16 protein-coding genes and 1 pseudogene are annotated in these 16,008 nt (G+C 45.9%); 10 read left to right on the top strand and 7 right to left on the bottom strand.

Annotated features, from left to right (window positions below):
• The first annotated feature begins 45 nt into the window (after positions 1–45).
• Both AMS66_RS14305 and AMS66_RS14300 read left to right on the top strand, forming a co-directional pair.
• Complete coding sequence (locus AMS66_RS14305; RefSeq protein WP_053781426.1) at positions 46–1,002, top strand: helix-turn-helix transcriptional regulator; 957 nt, start codon at positions 46–48, stop codon at positions 1,000–1,002.
• A gap of 110 nt (positions 1,003–1,112) precedes the next feature.
• Positions 1,113–2,300 (top strand): MFS transporter, encoded by a 1,188-nt coding sequence (locus AMS66_RS14300; protein ID WP_053781425.1) that lies wholly within the window; start codon positions 1,113–1,115, stop codon positions 2,298–2,300.
• On the opposite strand, the gene AMS66_RS14295 is transcribed toward AMS66_RS14300, so the two are convergent.
• From AMS66_RS14295 to AMS66_RS14285, 3 genes are read right to left on the bottom strand one after another with little or no spacing between them, the layout of a single operon-like run.
• The gene (locus tag AMS66_RS14295) at positions 2,276–2,962 is read right to left on the bottom strand and encodes an Imm50 family immunity protein (protein WP_053781424.1); all 687 of its coding nucleotides are present in this window, start codon (positions 2,960–2,962) and stop codon (positions 2,276–2,278) included. The two genes, AMS66_RS14300 and AMS66_RS14295, sit on opposite strands and share 25 nt — an antisense overlap.
• A 59-nt stretch (positions 2,963–3,021) precedes the next feature.
• Entirely contained in the window at positions 3,022–3,579 is a 558-nt protein-coding gene (locus AMS66_RS14290; protein ID WP_053781423.1) for a DUF1697 domain-containing protein, read from the bottom strand.
• Positions 3,580–3,615: 36 nt separating this feature from the next.
• Positions 3,616–4,266: a hypothetical protein gene (locus AMS66_RS14285; RefSeq protein WP_053781422.1), complete on the bottom strand. Its 651-nt coding sequence runs from the start codon at positions 4,264–4,266 to the stop codon at positions 3,616–3,618.
• Between the two features lie 260 nt (positions 4,267–4,526).
• Here AMS66_RS14285 and AMS66_RS14280 point away from each other — a divergent pair, with 260 nt between their 5' ends.
• From AMS66_RS14280 to AMS66_RS14270, 4 genes are all read left to right on the top strand, one after another.
• Positions 4,527–5,333 carry an alpha/beta fold hydrolase gene (locus AMS66_RS14280; protein ID WP_053781421.1) on the top strand — a complete coding sequence of 269 codons (807 nt, stop codon included), beginning with the start codon at positions 4,527–4,529 and terminating at the stop codon, positions 5,331–5,333.
• Between the two features lie 29 nt (positions 5,334–5,362).
• The gene (locus AMS66_RS14275) at positions 5,363–5,836 is read left to right on the top strand and encodes a PAS domain S-box protein (protein ID WP_407944542.1); all 474 of its coding nucleotides are present in this window, start codon (positions 5,363–5,365) and stop codon (positions 5,834–5,836) included.
• A complete protein-coding gene (locus tag AMS66_RS34700) occupies positions 5,833–5,985 on the top strand; it encodes a hypothetical protein (protein ID WP_407944541.1) in 153 nt (50 codons plus the stop codon). The genes AMS66_RS14275 and AMS66_RS34700 overlap by 4 nt, the downstream gene beginning before the upstream one ends.
• A 66-nt stretch (positions 5,986–6,051) precedes the next feature.
• The gene (locus AMS66_RS14270) at positions 6,052–6,885 is read left to right on the top strand and encodes a methyl-accepting chemotaxis protein (RefSeq protein ID WP_053781420.1); all 834 of its coding nucleotides are present in this window, start codon (positions 6,052–6,054) and stop codon (positions 6,883–6,885) included.
• Positions 6,886–7,017: 132 nt separating this feature from the next.
• Here AMS66_RS14270 and AMS66_RS14265 read toward each other — a convergent pair whose 3' ends face one another.
• The gene (locus AMS66_RS14265) at positions 7,018–7,512 is read right to left on the bottom strand and encodes a nuclear transport factor 2 family protein (protein WP_053781419.1); all 495 of its coding nucleotides are present in this window, start codon (positions 7,510–7,512) and stop codon (positions 7,018–7,020) included.
• 160 nt (positions 7,513–7,672) lie between these two features.
• Between AMS66_RS14265 and AMS66_RS14260 the strand changes: the two genes are divergently transcribed.
• Positions 7,673–8,227 (top strand): TetR/AcrR family transcriptional regulator C-terminal domain-containing protein, encoded by a 555-nt coding sequence (locus tag AMS66_RS14260; protein WP_053781418.1) that lies wholly within the window; start codon positions 7,673–7,675, stop codon positions 8,225–8,227.
• 24 nt (positions 8,228–8,251) lie between these two features.
• Here AMS66_RS14260 and AMS66_RS14255 read toward each other — a convergent pair whose 3' ends face one another.
• Positions 8,252–9,745, bottom strand: a complete 1,494-nt coding sequence (locus AMS66_RS14255) for a right-handed parallel beta-helix repeat-containing protein (RefSeq protein WP_053781417.1) — start codon at positions 9,743–9,745, stop codon at positions 8,252–8,254.
• A 188-nt stretch (positions 9,746–9,933) separates the two neighbouring features.
• Between AMS66_RS14255 and AMS66_RS14250 the strand changes: the two are divergent.
• A pseudogene (locus AMS66_RS14250) lies at positions 9,934–10,308 on the top strand (SMI1/KNR4 family protein); the annotation flags it as partial.
• A 101-nt stretch (positions 10,309–10,409) separates the two neighbouring features.
• Here the strand turns inward: AMS66_RS14250 and AMS66_RS14245 are convergent.
• Positions 10,410–11,648, bottom strand: coding sequence for an MFS transporter (locus tag AMS66_RS14245; protein WP_053781415.1), 1,239 nt, complete (start codon positions 11,646–11,648; stop codon positions 10,410–10,412).
• A gap of 110 nt (positions 11,649–11,758) precedes the next feature.
• On the opposite strand from AMS66_RS14245, the gene AMS66_RS14240 reads away from it, so the two are divergent.
• Complete coding sequence (locus AMS66_RS14240) at positions 11,759–13,552, top strand: SgrR family transcriptional regulator (protein ID WP_053781414.1); 1,794 nt, start codon at positions 11,759–11,761, stop codon at positions 13,550–13,552.
• Between the two features lie 285 nt (positions 13,553–13,837).
• Entirely contained in the window at positions 13,838–14,329 is a 492-nt protein-coding gene (locus tag AMS66_RS14235) for an SMI1/KNR4 family protein (protein WP_236703396.1), read from the top strand.
• A gap of 120 nt (positions 14,330–14,449) precedes the next feature.
• Here the strand turns inward: AMS66_RS14235 and AMS66_RS14230 are convergent, their stop codons facing one another.
• The gene (locus AMS66_RS14230; RefSeq protein ID WP_053781623.1) at positions 14,450–15,793 is read right to left on the bottom strand and encodes an MFS transporter; all 1,344 of its coding nucleotides are present in this window, start codon (positions 15,791–15,793) and stop codon (positions 14,450–14,452) included.
• Positions 15,794–16,008: the final 215 nt, after the last annotated feature.

The raw sequence follows: 16,008 nt of genomic DNA, 5'->3' as shown, positions 1-16,008 counted from the left end.
CTCTTTCTGAGATTCATGATCAAGTTATAGATGAGGTGAGAACACATGGGTTTCGATTCGTTATCTGTCGTATACCAGCATTACTTAACGCAGGAACCGTTCAGCCAACAAGATAAAAATACGTATCTGCTCTCGGCTGAGGCGGGCAGTGGCAATATAAAAAGAGTAACGACGTATAGTGGTATTGAGATTGTGCATTCTCAGATTGAGTATCATGAGCCATATCCTACGTATTTTGCATCGGATATTCCCATTATCGAGCTACAGTTTGCATTATCAGGTGCACGGTATGTGGACATATCCGGTCAAGAATATACGCTGTCTACTGGTCAGGGAGCCTTAATTATGATGCGCGATTTTGAAGCCTGGTTCCACCCGCCTGCAAAGGAGAATTATACTTCTTTTGCTCTCGGGATTCCGATCTCGTTGTTCAATTATGCGGGTGCACATTTGGCAACAAGCCAATGCATTCGGTTTCAGGACATTTTGGGACATCGTATTTTCAAACCCATCGTATTTCAGTTGGACCACAGAATACGAACGATGATTGACAGTCTGATTGTGGAATTGAACAACCCCTATAGATCGTCTTTAATGATGGAAGCAACCGCATTGGAGATATTGAATCGGTTTATGATTCAGCTGTTTGATCTGGCGCCGATTCCAGTGGGATTCTCCAGAGAGGATATACGGAAGTTGCATACCGCTCGGGAAATTATGGAGAATTGCATGGTGGACCCGCCATCTCTGCTGGCATTATCCAAGCAGGTGGGGTTGAATGATTTCAAATTAAAAAAAGGCTTCAAGGCGCTGTTTGGTACCACCGTCTTTGAATATTTGCGCCAGATTCGTCTTGATAGCGCCATGAAATTGCTGCGCAATCAGGAAAACAACGTCACCGAGGCAGCGATAGCAGTTGGTTACAGTAATATCAGTGCCTTTTCCCAGCAATTCTATCGCAAATTCGGCGTTAAGCCATCGGAAATGAAAAAAATATTTTAATAATCCGTCTTACCGTCAATTGTTCCGTATGGAGGCAGTCGAGATGCACACAGCCTTGTATACTCCAGGTACAGTGGATACTGTACTGAAAAATAAAGGAGTGTATGAGCGTGAACAGAATTAGAGGAAGTATCTTTTTTAGCGTATTTGCAGCCATGTTGGGTCTTATGCTTATTGCTCCCATTATGCCGCCGCTTATTCGCGAGCTGGGGATGAAAGAAAGTCATTCCGGGCTTATTATTTCGCTCGGGTCGATTGCAATGGCAGTAATGGCTCCAGTGTGGGGCAGATTCAGTGATCTGAAAGGCAGAAAACCAATTATATTAATTGGATTCATAGGTATGTCCATAAGTTGTGCTTTGTTCGCTTTGGCCTTGTATGGTGGATTGAATGCTTGGATGGGAGGGGGACTCCTGCTAACCCTTCTGATTGTGACGCGTAGCTTGATCGGGGCATTCATTCCGGCGGTGCTGTCTTCTTCCCAGGCATATATGGGAGATGTGACAGAAGGGGAAGAGCGAGGAAGCGGCATGGCGATTATTAGTGCAGCGAATGGACTCGGGCTTGTATTTGGTCCTGCGATTGCAGGGGCTTTTACCATCATAGGTCTGCTGTGGCCGCTATATTTTGGCATCTTTATTGCAATTGCTGCCTTTATCATCGCGTTGTTGCTTATTCCAGCAGCCAAACCCGTCATTCAGGATAAACCGCCCAAGGTCAACCCGTTCCAACGTGGATTACGAATGTACCTTGCTGCAGGATTGGTGACGATGGTTGGCATTATGACGCTGCAGGTCATTGGCGGATTTTATTTTCAAGATCAACTCAATCTATCTCCAGCCGCAACAGCCAGAATGGTTTCGTTTGGGCTCATGTTCTCCGGGGCCGCGATGCTGATCATGCAGGTGATTCAGATGAAGTGGCTGAAATGGCAGCCGCGGCCTATGATTCTGCTCGGTTCTCTTTTTCTGATGGGAAGCATGGTTCTGTTTCTGGTCTCTACTCAGCTGTCCATCTATTATTTCTCGTTTTTCCTGTTCGGTATGGGCTCGGGTCTGATGATGCCAGGTTTCATGGCGGGAGCTTCTCTCTCTGTCAGCAAAGAACAGCAGGGCGGTGCAGCCGGATTGGTTGCAGCGATTCAGGGCATATCGGCCGTGATTACCCCATTGCTGACAACAACGCTGTATCAAGTAGATAAACATATTCCGTTTATGCTGGTAGCCATTCTGGTGGTTGTCATGGGTGCAGTCATGCTGGGAGTAAGGAAAAATCAAACCCATTCCGTAGCCGGGTAAGGTGACGTACCTAACTGAACAACAACATTGCGACAAAGAAATGTTGCAGCGAAACCGGATATTGCGTCCAGTTGCACGCCAATCTGTTCGTCCTCGTAAGCGAAACTGAGCTGCAAGCAGACATTGCTTTCCTCGGCGGGGGATATGTCCTTAAATTGGACGTCTTCAAAGTTAAAGTCGAGGGGCTGTTCCAACCCGTCTGTGGAAATGTGCGTAATCGTCAGGGACAGATTTTCAGGCCTATCGCCGTGATCCGCGTTTTCCAGCTTCACATTTGTTAGTTCATCGTAGTGAAACGGTGGGAAATACCCCAACGTATCGATCACGTCTTGGGCACCTTCGATGGAATTGAGTGGTGAGAAGATCATTTCAAACTGCCAGGTTTCCAACAATCGTGACTCATACTGGGGGCTTGTGTACAGCAGGATCGAATCAGGTCCGCATTCTATTGCGGTTCCAATAAATGCGGCCCACCCTGCTGTACCAACCTCACCAACCGTTATCATAATCTGATCTTGAGCACGCAGCTCGGCTCCGCGATTGGATTCGAAGTGCATTCGAAAACCCTGTGCTTGTACCTGCCAAGCCGTATGTGGGGCAAAATAAAATTCCTCCCGCTTCACAGACTTTATGCTAACGTTCCATGTCCGTTCCTCATTCATGCGATCCCCTCCGATAACCATAAGCATTGAAAAACTGGCAAGGCTTCACTTGGCCTTGATCATCTCTCAGCCGCAGCCTGCATCAGCTTGTAAATCTGGCGGGTCGTGTTCACGTTCCGGACTGTCATATATTTGTAGACCTTGGAGCCTATGAGCTTGCTCATACCACTTTTGGTGACAAGTTCTTTACTGACAGAATATAAAATGGCTCCGGGAACATATAGTAATGTGCCGATTTCCGGTTTGATGGGTAGCTTGTCCAGAACTGAGACGTCATTCACCTCATCCCAGAGGAACATGACATCACTTTTGGCCGTGGCATCATTAGTCCATTCCTCCGGCAGTGCCTGAACAACAGTCCGGACTTCATCTAGATTACGTACCATCACCTTGATCTGTAAGCCAAAATCGACAGCTATGGCTTGTTCAAGAATTTGGGCTAATTCCTCATTCGCACTGACGCGCTCCTGATGATCGGCAAAGATAATATTGCCAGAATTGATATACGTCACCACATCCAGCAAGCCGACTTGCTCAAACGTTTCTTTTAACTGCTTCATATTGATTTTGTTATTCCCACCCACATTAATACCTCGAAGCAGAGCAACATAGATCATGATTCAACCCTCCGTATCCTGTGTTATCCTTTACTTTTAACCAAGCGACAAATACTCGAATAAATGTGCAGTATGCTCTTCTCCCAGTAAATCATTCAATATAGGTTCGACATGCTCCAAATATTCGGGTTTGGTTTCATAAGTTTCCTCGTCCTTCAATTCCCCGGCATAGGCCCGTGCGGCTTCAATCAGGATGGCGAGTGCATTGAAAAAGTCAGTTAATGAATCGGCAATAAGCTGAGGTTCTTCTCCTGCAAAAGCAGCATATACCGGTGAGTCCGGTGCAGCTGTATCCACGATTAATGGATCATCGTTAAAATTTGCGATGACAACATGATTTTTTTGCCAAGAGGCTGACTCCTCATACGGTTCGTTCATTCCGATCCAGCGGTGCCCCAGTTGCTGACGATGCAGATGTTCTGGTGCAACAAAGGAGATTAGAGCTGCATCACCGATCTCGACAGCTGCATTTTTCATTTTGAGTGTGCCTTTTGCCTGTTCATCCATCATCTCGTAGTGGCTGTACAGATATTGCAGCTCTGGAGAGAGCGGGATTCGTTCGTCCACTTCCGGCTGGCGGTGCTGTTTACGAGGACGCAGATCATGATTTTTGAAAAGTCCATAAGTTTCATTATATAAATATTGCTGCTCCACAAAACGGATTAGGGCGGCATTCAGTTGTTCCATCGGTGTCTGGTCCCTCCTGTGTTAGGTTTATTTTCAAGCAGTTACACTCATTCATAGTCAAATTATATTATATCAAAATGAGAAAAGCTTAAAATAGAGCCCTTTCGTGATGAGAGGGCCTTTTGGCATACAAAGAGGGTTGTTTTTTTATGTATCCAAAGTAATGAAAATTAATATTTCTTATCCATATCCCAGCATTTTTCAATATAATGACCGGATAGAACAAAACAAAAGGATACTACCTCAGAGAGGTGATTGGTATGACAATTGATGTGCTTGTACGAAATAACGTGAAGGTGCTCGGTTCAGGAAGCCAAACGATTGTTTTTGCCCATGGTTTTGGATGTGACCAGGATATGTGGCGTTATATTGTTCCGAATTTCATGGATAACTATCGTGTCGTTTTATTTGATTATGTAGGTTCTGGCCAATCTCAAATTGACTATTATGATGCTTACAAATATAGCAGCCTGCAAGGTTACGCTCAGGATGTTCTGGAGATTATGAAAGCGCTCGATCTGAGAGACGCCATATTTGTCGGGCATTCTGTCAGCAGCATGATTGGCATGCTTGCATCCATTCAATCATCCAATTATTTTAGACATATTGTAATGCTTGGGCCTTCTCCGCGTTATGTGAATGATCTTCCAAGTTACTATGGCGGATTTGATCGGCGTGACATTGATGAGCTGCTGGAAATGATGCAGATGAACTTTATTGGGTGGTCCAGCTATCTCGCTCCTATCGTTATGCAGAATTCGGAACGGAAAGAGCTGACGGACGAGTTGGAAAAGAGCTTCTGTTCGAGAGATCCGCATATTGCCAGACAATTTGCCGAGGTGACGTTTCTCTCGGACTGTCGGGAGGAATTGGAACAGGCGTCAGTGCCAACGCTGATTCTTCAATGTTCGGATGATAGCATTGCTCCAGTTGAAGTCGGGGAATACTTGCACGCGCACCTGAAGAACAGCAGGCTCCAACAGATGACGGCGAAGGGACATTATCCACATCTGAGTCAGCCTGAAGAGACAAGCCGTTTCATTAAAGACTATTTGCAGAGCGTATAAAGTAAAATGAGAGGAAAGACAATTATTTCATGGATATTCAATTAGATGTGGCTCCTTGCGGCTACTTCTCAATCGCTGACTCGGGAATCATTCAATCCATTAATCAAACCTTGCTGACTCTGCTTGGATATGAACGCAACGAGCTGTTGGGACGGCATATTGAGGCCACCATGTCGGTTACCAACAAGCTCTTTTTTCATACGTATTTCTACCCTTACATTCAGTTATATGGACATGTGGATGAGATGTACTTCTCGTTTCGGACCAGCGATCAGCAGGATGTTCCGGTTCTTCTGAACGGAGTTCGGCAGACCCGTAACGGAGAAAGCGTAATCGACTGTGTTGTGGTTGTCATGCGCAAGCGAATTGAGCATGAGAAGGATATTTTGAATACCAAAACGAAGCTGCAGGAGTTGTATCAAGCTACACATGAAGCGAACAAGGAGAGAGATACCGTTCACAGGTGGCCTCTGCCGATTGGGGTGAGTATAACATTACAGTGAGTATAGGCGCGGCTACGGTTACGCAGGAGGATACTGAGCAGTCTTTGTTTCATAAAGCAGACCAGGCACTCTATGCTTCCAAAACGGGTGGACGAAATCGAGTGACACTTGCGGCTGAAGCAGCGAGTAGTGATATTAAACCTTCATAATTGATTGATAACTGTCGATATAATATTTAGCACTATTATCTATATTAGAGGAAGTGAATATAAATTATGAATCAGGTTGAGGCTGTTTTGGCTGCAATGCCATTTATCCGCGAAGCTACACGTCAGGATGTTTCCATCTCGGTCATGGACCGGGAAAAGTTCCTGTTTTTCGAATCCGGCAAAGCCTTGAAATATGATTACAAGGCAGGAGACCCAATTGCAGATATACACAGAGATTTTAAGATGTTACAAAATGAATCCAAGACAAGGGAACATTATCCGGCTGAGCTTTTTGGTATCGCTTCGGATTCGTATTTCCATCCGATTAAGAATGAACAGAACGAGATAGAAGCAGTCCTATGCATTACATACAGTATGGATACCCAGGATCAATTGAAAAAGCTGATGAATCAGGCAGGCGAAGTTACAGGCAAACTGATTGAGGGGATCCAGCATGTAGCTGCTCATTCGGAAGAATTGAGCGCAACCTCGGAAGAAATTTTGAGCAATACGAAACGTGCGGTCGAAGATTCCAGTAATGTGAATGAAGTGGTTAGCTACATAAAAGAAATTTCAGAGCAGACCAATCTGCTAGGCTTGAATGCCGCAATTGAAGCAGCACGGGTCGGCGAGGCGGGGGCAGGGTTTGGGGTTGTTGCCACGGAGATCCGTAAAATGTCCACAGGGACCAAAGAAGCCACGGGACGAATTGAGCAATCTCTTGACGCTGTCAAAAAATCCGTGTTGAACATGGAGCAGGAGATTGCCCAGATTTCAGTTTCTTCACAAGAGCAGGCCAAATTGGTCACAGAGTTTATGAATGTGATCGATCAATTGAACGAAACCAATCATGGCTTGCGGCAACTGGTCGAAAAAATAACCGACGACGCTGAATATTAAATTGCATCGTTAAGCCTTCAGACCAAAGCCTGAAGCTCAAAAAACGCTCAACCACAATTGTGGCTGAGCGTTTTTTTCGGCTTGCCTAGAGCTTTACCGAAATGAATCATATCAATAATTTTAAATCTTCTCTTAAGAGTACTGTTTATTTAGCAAAGCGGAATCGTAATATTCTTCAAACGATTTGATCTTGTTATGTTCAAATTTGAAGATTTGCACGTAAATGCCGTTATACTTGATTTTTTTATCGTTGCCCCATGGTCCGTTGGCTGTGATGTCGATGTTGCTCCGTGTTTTGGTAATAATGGTATTCGGATTTTCGCCGACCATAAACTCGTCAATCGTCCATTCGAAAGTACCTTTCATATCAGTGAAAATCGGATTGAAGAAGCTTTTTACAGCATCCCAGCCTTCTTGAACAGCATTGTGCAGAACAGCCACATCCTCTGTGGTGAATGGCGTGATAACTGCCGGATTGTCCTCAACCCACAGGGAATAAAATTGGTCTGTATCTCCCAGATATAACGAAAAGAATTCTATAATGACATCCATGTTTTTGCGGGCGTCTTCATTGGCGGTGTCCATGGAAGCATTAACGGTTACATTTTTGATTGTTTTGGAATCCATATATTCCACTCCCCTTTCACATCAAAGTATAAATTAAAGAATCCTAAATAATAATAGACTGTTTCGATAGAGTGTAAAAAAACTGTACAAATACGTCGATATGTAAAGAATACAGCCAAGCTCTTCGTGGCAGCGTTAGAACCTCAGGAGGAAGATACATATGCTTAGAAGAATCACGCCCAAAGAACTTCTGGCTGAATCCCTGATTGATTTGGCCAAGCGGAATCCGATTCAATCCATCACCGTTACGAACATCACGGATCACTGTCAGGTAAGCAGACAGATGTTTTATTATCATTTTTCGAGCAAGTACGACCTGATCGCCTGGATCTATAGTGACAAAGCCGATAAAATCATCAATCAATATATTGAGAAGGAGCCCTGGGGACGAGTAGCCGGAAGAATTGTAGCGTTTATTAAAGAGGACTATCTCTATTTCAAAAAAGTATTTGACGACGATACACATTTATCATTCTATAATATTATCTTTCAATATACGGTCGAGTGTCACACCAGGCATATTCAGAAGAAAATGGGTCTCGCCTCGTTGCCGCAGGATGTTGTTTTTGCGATCCAGTTCAATGCCTACGGTGGAGTCAATGTCACCAAAGACTGGCTTGAAAACGGCATGAGGGAGTCTCCCTCCGAATTGGGAGAATTAATTTTTTTCGCCATGCCTCAGCCTATTAGAACGTATTTTGACAACGAATCATAGAATCACTTTACCGGCATTGTCCGGTTAATAATGGCTCGTAAATCCATTTCCCTTGGCAGGTGAGTTGGCTTGGAGAGTGAAGTCTTCGTTGGCCTCATCCATAAAATTGGGGTTCACATACAATGAATGTGCGTCATTTCCTGATCCTTCGACGTAGGAGGTGAAGCCGGCATACTCCCTGTTTTTCCATATCCACAGCGCCTCTTCTTGTGGTGCGGGGGAGTAGTACACGTTATGATCAAATACATTCCCCGAATTACTGGTGTATTCATTGTAAATGAGCACGTCAGAGCTATTCGATACGAGAATGTTCCGCTTGAACGTATTGTTCTTCGTTTGGGCTTGTATGTACAACTGCCCATTGCCAGCATCCAGCAGGTCGTTACCAACTATTGTATTGTACATAATCGTACTGTCCTCGGTAGAACCGCGTTCCTCATCATAGCCGCCCATGGCGATGCCTGTCAGCCTGTTATGAAAAATCAGATTATCCTGCAACGTAATGTTGCTCGTTGAACGTCCAGCGTGCTCCGAAGCAATCTCGATCCCGATATCGTTGCGATATACCCGATTGTGGTCGATGATATGATTTTTGCCTCCATCTACATAGATTCCCCCGGCAGAATTACTGTCATTGGGGAGGTTAGTTCCATAGGACGGATTGAGATTGGAAGAAATATTATAGATTTCGTTTCCTCGTACAATGCCGTTTCGCGCTTGATCATAAGTGTCATCCTCGGATGTACCTTCATAACCGATCAGATCAATACCAATGTTGTCGCTGTCATGAATGGTGTTGTCCAAGATGGCAAACGTATCGACATTTCCGTTAACAGCTAGTGATTCGCTTGATCCGAGAACGAGGTCATACAACTCATTATCCTTGATCATAATGTCCCGTAATGCTTGGGGATGCTCCGTACCATAAATTGCAATTCCGTGGGCATCTCTACCCTGCAAATCCGGTCCTGAAGGCTTGGCATCATTTGCAATGGAATGAACGGTGTTGCTCAGGATTTGAATGTGTTCTCCTGCTCCGTGAATATATATGCCAGTAGGCACTTGACCCCGAAGAGAGGTTGTAAAGTTGCAGATTTCGAGATTTTGAATCGTGATAAAGCTGGCATTTTCGACTTCAATCAAACCCTCCAGGCCGCGTACAGACAGACCTTCACCATCAATGACGGCCTTCTCACGAGGATAGCTGGAGAAAAGGGTGGGATTGCCGGAGGAATTGCCGCTCCGAGTGATTTTAACCTTTTGATGATATGAACCTTCCCGTAAATAAACGGTGCTTCCCGGGGTGGCATGGTCGGCAGCGTGCTGCAACGTTTTCCAGGGATCCTGAATATTCCCTGTATTCTGGTCATTTCCATCGGGCGCTATGTAATAAATTTCTTTGGTGGCGGGTGTTTGGACAGAATCTGGTGAAGGCATGGAAGAGCCCTCATCTTGACAACCTGTTGCGAGCAGCATCAGAATCAGGGCCAGAATGCATTGTGAGACTGTACGAAGCAAAATGTTTCCTCCCCTTATAATTAGCGTTGAATTTCGATTATAGCAGATTTGAATGGGAGAATAGAGCATGATATGCTCTTAGAAAATCAGGGATGAGCGCGGGATTGGAGGATTACGATGTGGAATGATATTTTTGAACGGGAATGGGTAAAACGATCTGGGGCGAAACAGCATGAGCTGGATGTGTTTTTACCCCTCTTGACCCCTTAAGCTGGTTTTTTCCGAATCCGAAGCATGTACTACCGGAACGTTATATTCAGTTTCTTCGTTATTCCAACGGGGGAGAATTCCAGAATGGGGAGAGGTATTTTCAGTTTTTCGGGACGAATGACTTTAGAGAAATGAATCTGGCTTATGAGTTTGCGAAGTATATGCCGGGCTCAGTCTCTTTTGCAATGGATGGAAACGGAAATCACTACATATTTGATATGAGAGAGGCATGGGCAAAGGGAGAATACCCCATTATTGTCTCTCACTCGGGGAATCTGGGATATGAGGATTACAAACATGTGGCGGATTCATTGCTCGAACTATGCAGCGGAACTGAGGAAATCGAATTGTGAATGGGATTGGACTATTCTAAATAGGCAAAACACAGCAAAACAGGTGGAGAGTTCGCTACTCATCACCTGTTTTTTTATTGTGCATATTTCCTTGGTGGATATCATTTATTTTGATCCCAGAGTGCACTGTAACGGCAACATATAAAAATGATGACATTACATAAAGCCGCAATCCCGAAGACCGCCGCAGGATTGGACAGCTCGGAAATCCAGCCACTCCCCCAGATCGCCAGTGGCATGCCCAGCTTGAACAGGGAGCCTGTAATGCCGCTGATTCGACCAATCATATGATGTGGGGTTGTTTCCTGGCGGAATGTCCAGATGCAGATCGTGCTCACCGTTTGGAACATGCCAGACAGAAAGAGACCCACTGCGAGACCGTAAGCAGAGTGAAACCAAAAGAGCAAGAGGAAGGCGAAGCCTTCTAGCAGTGTGGTCACAACGATAAGCACTCCGGCAGAATACTTGCGGCGAAGTGAGTTTACTACCAGACTTCCAATCAGACCGCCAACGCCAGCAGCGGATAATACAAGTCCGAGTTCCAGATTGTGCAGTTGCAGTGTGTCTTTGGCATAAAAAATGACCGTGGCATCAACCATTCCGGTCGTTGCATTGATGAAGATAACCGTGATGCTAATGAGCAGCAGCATGTGATTGTGACGCAGCTCTACCCAGCCTTCTTTGAAGTCAAGCCAGAAGCTCTGAGCAGATGTTTGCCTTGCAGCAGGTGTGGAGCGCAGAGGTAGCAAAATGATACAGGATACTGCAAGCAGAATGGTCGTAATTAACAGACCCGTATACAGATTGGATAACATCAACAATAACCCGGACAGTGTTGCACCCATAATTGAAATTAACGTTGTGGTGAAGCCCAGAGCCGCGTTGGCGGACGTTAACATTGGGGTGGGTACAGATTGTTTGATCATACCAGCCGAAGCATTGCGAAAAGCATAGCTCAGTGTCATCAAAATAAACCCGCATCCATAGAGCAGATGAACGGAAGGTTGACCATATTGAAAAAATAGAAACAGCGTTAGCAGTAAGAAAACCTGTAACACGATGGAGCCAATAGACCACCATTTCTTATGAACCCGGTCCATCAGTACACCGATGAACATGGCGAGAAACAGGTTGGGCAGAAATTCAATGCCACGCATGGTGGACATCGTTACAGGAGACTTTGTGAGTTCATATAAGATCAGAGGTAGGGCCAATTCATAGATTTGGTTGCCCAGAGCGATGATGCCGCTGGCAGCAAACAGAATGATAAAGCTTGGGTTTCTCCATAACGATGGGACGGACGAGGTGACAGGTGTGGTGTGTACGTTGATTTCTGACATAAATAGCAATCTCCTCTTTACGTGTGGTAATGGTGTAAATTATACTTTTGCAAAAGAGGAAGAAAAAGCGAAGCATTTACGAATTTGACTTCGCCTTTTAGGAGGGTGAGATGGACGCAGAAGAGCATTATCTGATCTTGCGCACCCATTTTGAGGCCGTGCCTGAGCAGGAAATGATCGAAATCACGATGGAGCAGGTCACTGATCTGCTGGATTGTTCGCGGCGCAATGCACAGCTTGTACTGAACAAGTTGATGGAATCAGGTTATTTAAGATGGATACCCGGTCGTGGACGGGGGAATGTATCCCGCATGTCATTTCGGGTATCGGTATCGGATATGCTCGCTGCCAAAGCGAGGCAGCTTGTGGAGAAGGAACATCTGAATGAAGCATGGCGTCTAATTGAATCTTCCGGTACGCAGCGAATGAAGGATGACTTCGCCGATTGGCTGGAACGACAGCTGGGCTTCTTGCGCACCGATGGGGAGGAACAGGAGGTGCTGCGTTTCCCCTTTTACCGGCCAGTCCCTCATCTGGACCCGGCGTGGGTTCAGCGGCGCACTGAATCTCATTGGGTAAGGCAGATCTTTGATACGCTCCTGATATTCGACCCGGAGGAAAAACGTATTCTTCCCGGATTGGCCCATCATTGGGAATGGGACGAATCATTATCCCGCTGGCGATTTTATTTACGCAAGGGGGTGCGGTTCCACCACGGTCAGGAAATGACAGCACGGGATGTGAGATTTACATTTGCGCGTATGTCAGGAAGGACATCCTCGGAGTGGATGTTTTCTTTAATCACAGATGTACAGATGCATGGGAGATATTGTATTGATTTTTATTTTGCCCAGCCCAATGCGGTATTCCCTGCTTTTCTCTGTACAGATCGCTGTTCGATCGTGCCTGAAGATTTGGGAGGCCCCGAGAGAGCCGAATGTTTCTCAACACTGCCGATTGGCACAGGCCCTTTCCGAATGATCAAAAATAATGGATCCCTGCTTGTTCTGGAAGCGAATGGTCATTATTTTGAAGGCCGTCCTCATTTGGATCAGATTGAGATGTGGGTGTGGCCGGACTATGAAGGACAGCCTGGAGTAAATAGGCCAGGCACGGATATGCAGCTGTTATATACGGGTGCGAGTAGAGGATCAACGAGTGAACCATCTCTCAGCCAGTTGGAGAATGGCAGCACCTATCTGACGTTTAACCTGAACAAAGCAGGGATTCAGCAGGATATCCAATTTCGTCGGGCCATGGATCTGGGATTGGACCGAGAGCGAATGATTAAGGAACTAGGCTGTCTCAGGCAGTGTACATCGGAAGGATTTGTGCTCAGTGAAGCGAAGCAGGAATACAAACCGAGTTCTAATCTGGATGAAGCAAAAAGACTGATTCAGGCATCCGATTATGGCGGGGAGCCTCTAAATCTGTACACTTATGAATGGTTAGAGAATGAAAAAACGGCCGCATGGATTAGCAGGCAATGCAAGGAGATGGGGGTTCAGCTGAATGTAGTGAAGCTCCCGATTGAGCAGCTTGCTGACCCCCAAGTGCTTGCACAGGCCGATCTGCTCATGGCTGGAGAAGTGCTTGGCGAGCAGGCAGACCTGACCCTGTTGGAGCTGTATCAATCCCCTTTCAGTTTCCTGCGCAATCACCTCAGTCCGGAATTGACCGCATATGTGGATGGCAAGTTAACGGTATGCATGGGAGAACCAAGCTCAGATGAGCGAATGAAGCTGCTTTTGGATATTCAGGAAAAGCTCAGAAGTTCATCGAATGTAATCTTTCTGTATCATAGTCTCCAGAGAGCCCAACATCATCCGATGCTTGAAGGCATTGCCTTGAATGCATGGGGGAAAATCGATTACAAACATATCTGGGTGAAGCTTGAAACATAAAGGGAAGAGCGGGAAGGTATGGGGCAACTACGACGTTTGGATTTAAAGTAGATCGAGAGGAGCAGTAATCATGTCTAAATTATCCGCAAACGAATTAGTGGATCGGGAGAATCATGCTTGGGAGGAACTCAAGGAACTGTTGGACCATGGACAAAATAAATACACCTAGTATTCGCGTATTATCCACCGCTTTGGACGGAAGAGGGCGATGGCGAGAGCAGCACAAAAGCTCCTGTAGCGGTGGAGGAAGCCTGGAAGGCAGCATTGGCTGGGAAATAACGTGCTATGACAGGACTGTTTTTGGGGGAGCGTATGAGTAATATGCAGATCGAAAACATTCAGAAGTATTACGGTATCGTATTTCCGCACGAATATTTGGAGTTTCAACGGGAGGCTGGAGGTAAAGCATTTGATGTGATTGAGTATGGTGACGTAATTGATTGGGAAATTCGTTTCTCTATTCTCGATGATCAATTCATTGAGAATAACATCAATATGGTAGACGATGTGAATCCCGATCCACGTCGAATTATTCCATTTGCTTGGAGTGTCAGCAGCGGAAACAACTACTTTTTGGATTACCGAAAGAATTCGGAATCTCCTGCCGTACTGGTTATGGACCATGAAGAGGCAATGGTGCGCGAAGACGCCGAGAGTGAATCAGAGACGCCGGAGCAAGCTCAGCAACTGCTGGAGGAAAATGTACGAGAGATCGCTGCCAATTTCAATGCATTCATAGCTTGTTTAAAAGCCAGATCGAGTAATCCAGTAGAGTGATTCACCGCTTAGCAACGGGGGGGGGAACGACAAAAGGCTCGCGCTATGCGCGGGCCTTTACTTCAATCCATAGATATGTGCTTTATTTGAACGATGCAAACTTACATTGTAACTTGCAACCTATCCAGTCCCAGTCATCGTAACCGCAGAAGTCGATCGTGCAGCTTTGTTATGCCAGACAACGATTACAAGCGATACCAGACAGACTAAGAGCAGACATCCATATACAACATGATAGGCTTCCTCTACCGGAACACCCGGAATGCCGTGCAGCATCAGCCCGCAGACAGCCACGGATACCGAACCGCCAAAAAACTGGATCAGCTGTAACAAGCCCATACCGGAACCAATTTGCGCTTTGGGCAGCACCCGAGACGCTTCATTATTCAGCGAAGCTATCGAGGCTGAGAGTGCCGGGGAGAAGAAGAGATATCCTCCGGTGATAATTAGAGCAGACTGATTCAGCCCCAGCATAAATAGAGCAAGTACTGCGGCAAGCAAAATGTGTCCGATCATCAGAAAACGCATATTTCCGTAACGGTCGATCCAGCGACCTACGAAACGGGTACAGAATGCCGAGACGATGGCTCCAGGAGCAATCAGTAGACCAATAGTGAGTGACGAACGTCCGAACAGATCAGCGAGCACTAGCGGCATCAGGAACAGATTACCCAGATTTACGACCAGAACACAGAAGCCGATGATCAGTAGGCGGGAAAACCCAGGTGTTCGGAATACAAGCGGATTCACAAAAGGCAGGCTCACCCTGCGAATATACACGATGTGCACAACAAGTGAAAGGACACCGATGGCCAGCCATAACCATGACTGCTGGGTGATGGCAACCAGAAGGGTCGTTGCATTAATCACGGTTAATGCTGCACCGATCATATCAAAAGGATTCTCCGGCTTGGCCGTTTCACGCGGGAGAAAATAGAGCAGTACAGGCAGTGCAAGCAGGACAAGCACCGTAATAGCGAAAAGTCCATTCCAGCCCCAGTACTCACTAATGAGTCCACCCACAATGGGGCCAAGCCCAAATGCCATGGCACTACCTGATGAAATAAGTGCGATGGCAGCTCCGCGTCGCTCCAGCGGGATGTAACGGCTCGCGATAACGAGCCCAAGCCCAGCCATGACTCCTGCACCCGCAGATTGCAGAATGCGCGTCAACAGAAGGATCGCAAAGCTATGCGCAAATAATCCGAATAATGAAGATAAGCCCAGGATCAGCAAGCCCACCGTCAGCAGTTTGCGCACTGGTATACGGTCAGACAATCGGCTGTAAATCACCGTCGACAAGGCATAACCAATGGAGTAGCTTGAGATGACCCAGGATCCGAGGTCAGATGTAATCTGAAGATCATGGATAATAACAGGTAAAGAGACGTTAAACATGGTGGTATTCATCACAACGATGAACAGGCAGCAAGTCCATAGAGGCATAACAATTTTATCTTTCACGTGACCATTCCTGTCTATGAATTCAATGGAGCTAATGATAAATGTACCTGTTTTCTGATTCGAACAGGTAATGATCAGAATCAATAAATCATTTTACGCTCAATCTTCTTATATGGCAATAATGTCATAAATACAGTGGGTTGAAAAATTAGACTCCATTTTCCTTATCCAGGATCGTCAAGGTTGTATAGGATGCTATAAAAAATAGGCGCCCT

Source organism: Paenibacillus xylanivorans (assembly GCF_001280595.1).
Taxonomy (GTDB): Bacteria; Bacillota; Bacilli; order Paenibacillales; family Paenibacillaceae; genus Paenibacillus; species Paenibacillus xylanivorans.
This window is presented reverse-complemented; position numbering and strand designations above follow the sequence as displayed.

Excerpts from the sequence above, each read along its gene's own strand:
- AMS66_RS14305 (WP_053781426.1), top strand. The coding sequence starts at position 46 with ATGGGTTTCGATTCGTTATCTGTCGTATACCAGCATTACTTAACGCAG.
- AMS66_RS14295 (WP_053781424.1), bottom strand. The coding sequence starts at position 2,962 with ATGAATGAGGAACGGACATGGAACGTTAGCATAAAGTCTGTGAAGCGG.
- AMS66_RS14290 (WP_053781423.1), bottom strand. The coding sequence starts at position 3,579 with ATGATCTATGTTGCTCTGCTTCGAGGTATTAATGTGGGTGGGAATAAC.
- AMS66_RS14285 (WP_053781422.1), bottom strand. The coding sequence starts at position 4,266 with ATGGAACAACTGAATGCCGCCCTAATCCGTTTTGTGGAGCAGCAATAT.
- AMS66_RS14280 (WP_053781421.1), top strand. The coding sequence starts at position 4,527 with ATGACAATTGATGTGCTTGTACGAAATAACGTGAAGGTGCTCGGTTCA.
- AMS66_RS14275 (WP_407944542.1), top strand. The coding sequence starts at position 5,363 with ATGGATATTCAATTAGATGTGGCTCCTTGCGGCTACTTCTCAATCGCT.
- AMS66_RS14270 (WP_053781420.1), top strand. The coding sequence starts at position 6,052 with ATGAATCAGGTTGAGGCTGTTTTGGCTGCAATGCCATTTATCCGCGAA.
- AMS66_RS14265 (WP_053781419.1), bottom strand. The coding sequence starts at position 7,512 with ATGGATTCCAAAACAATCAAAAATGTAACCGTTAATGCTTCCATGGAC.
- AMS66_RS14260 (WP_053781418.1), top strand. The coding sequence starts at position 7,673 with ATGCTTAGAAGAATCACGCCCAAAGAACTTCTGGCTGAATCCCTGATT.
- AMS66_RS14245 (WP_053781415.1), bottom strand. The coding sequence starts at position 11,648 with ATGTCAGAAATCAACGTACACACCACACCTGTCACCTCGTCCGTCCCA.
- AMS66_RS14240 (WP_053781414.1), top strand. The coding sequence starts at position 11,759 with ATGGACGCAGAAGAGCATTATCTGATCTTGCGCACCCATTTTGAGGCC.
- AMS66_RS14235 (WP_236703396.1), top strand. The coding sequence starts at position 13,838 with ATGACAGGACTGTTTTTGGGGGAGCGTATGAGTAATATGCAGATCGAA.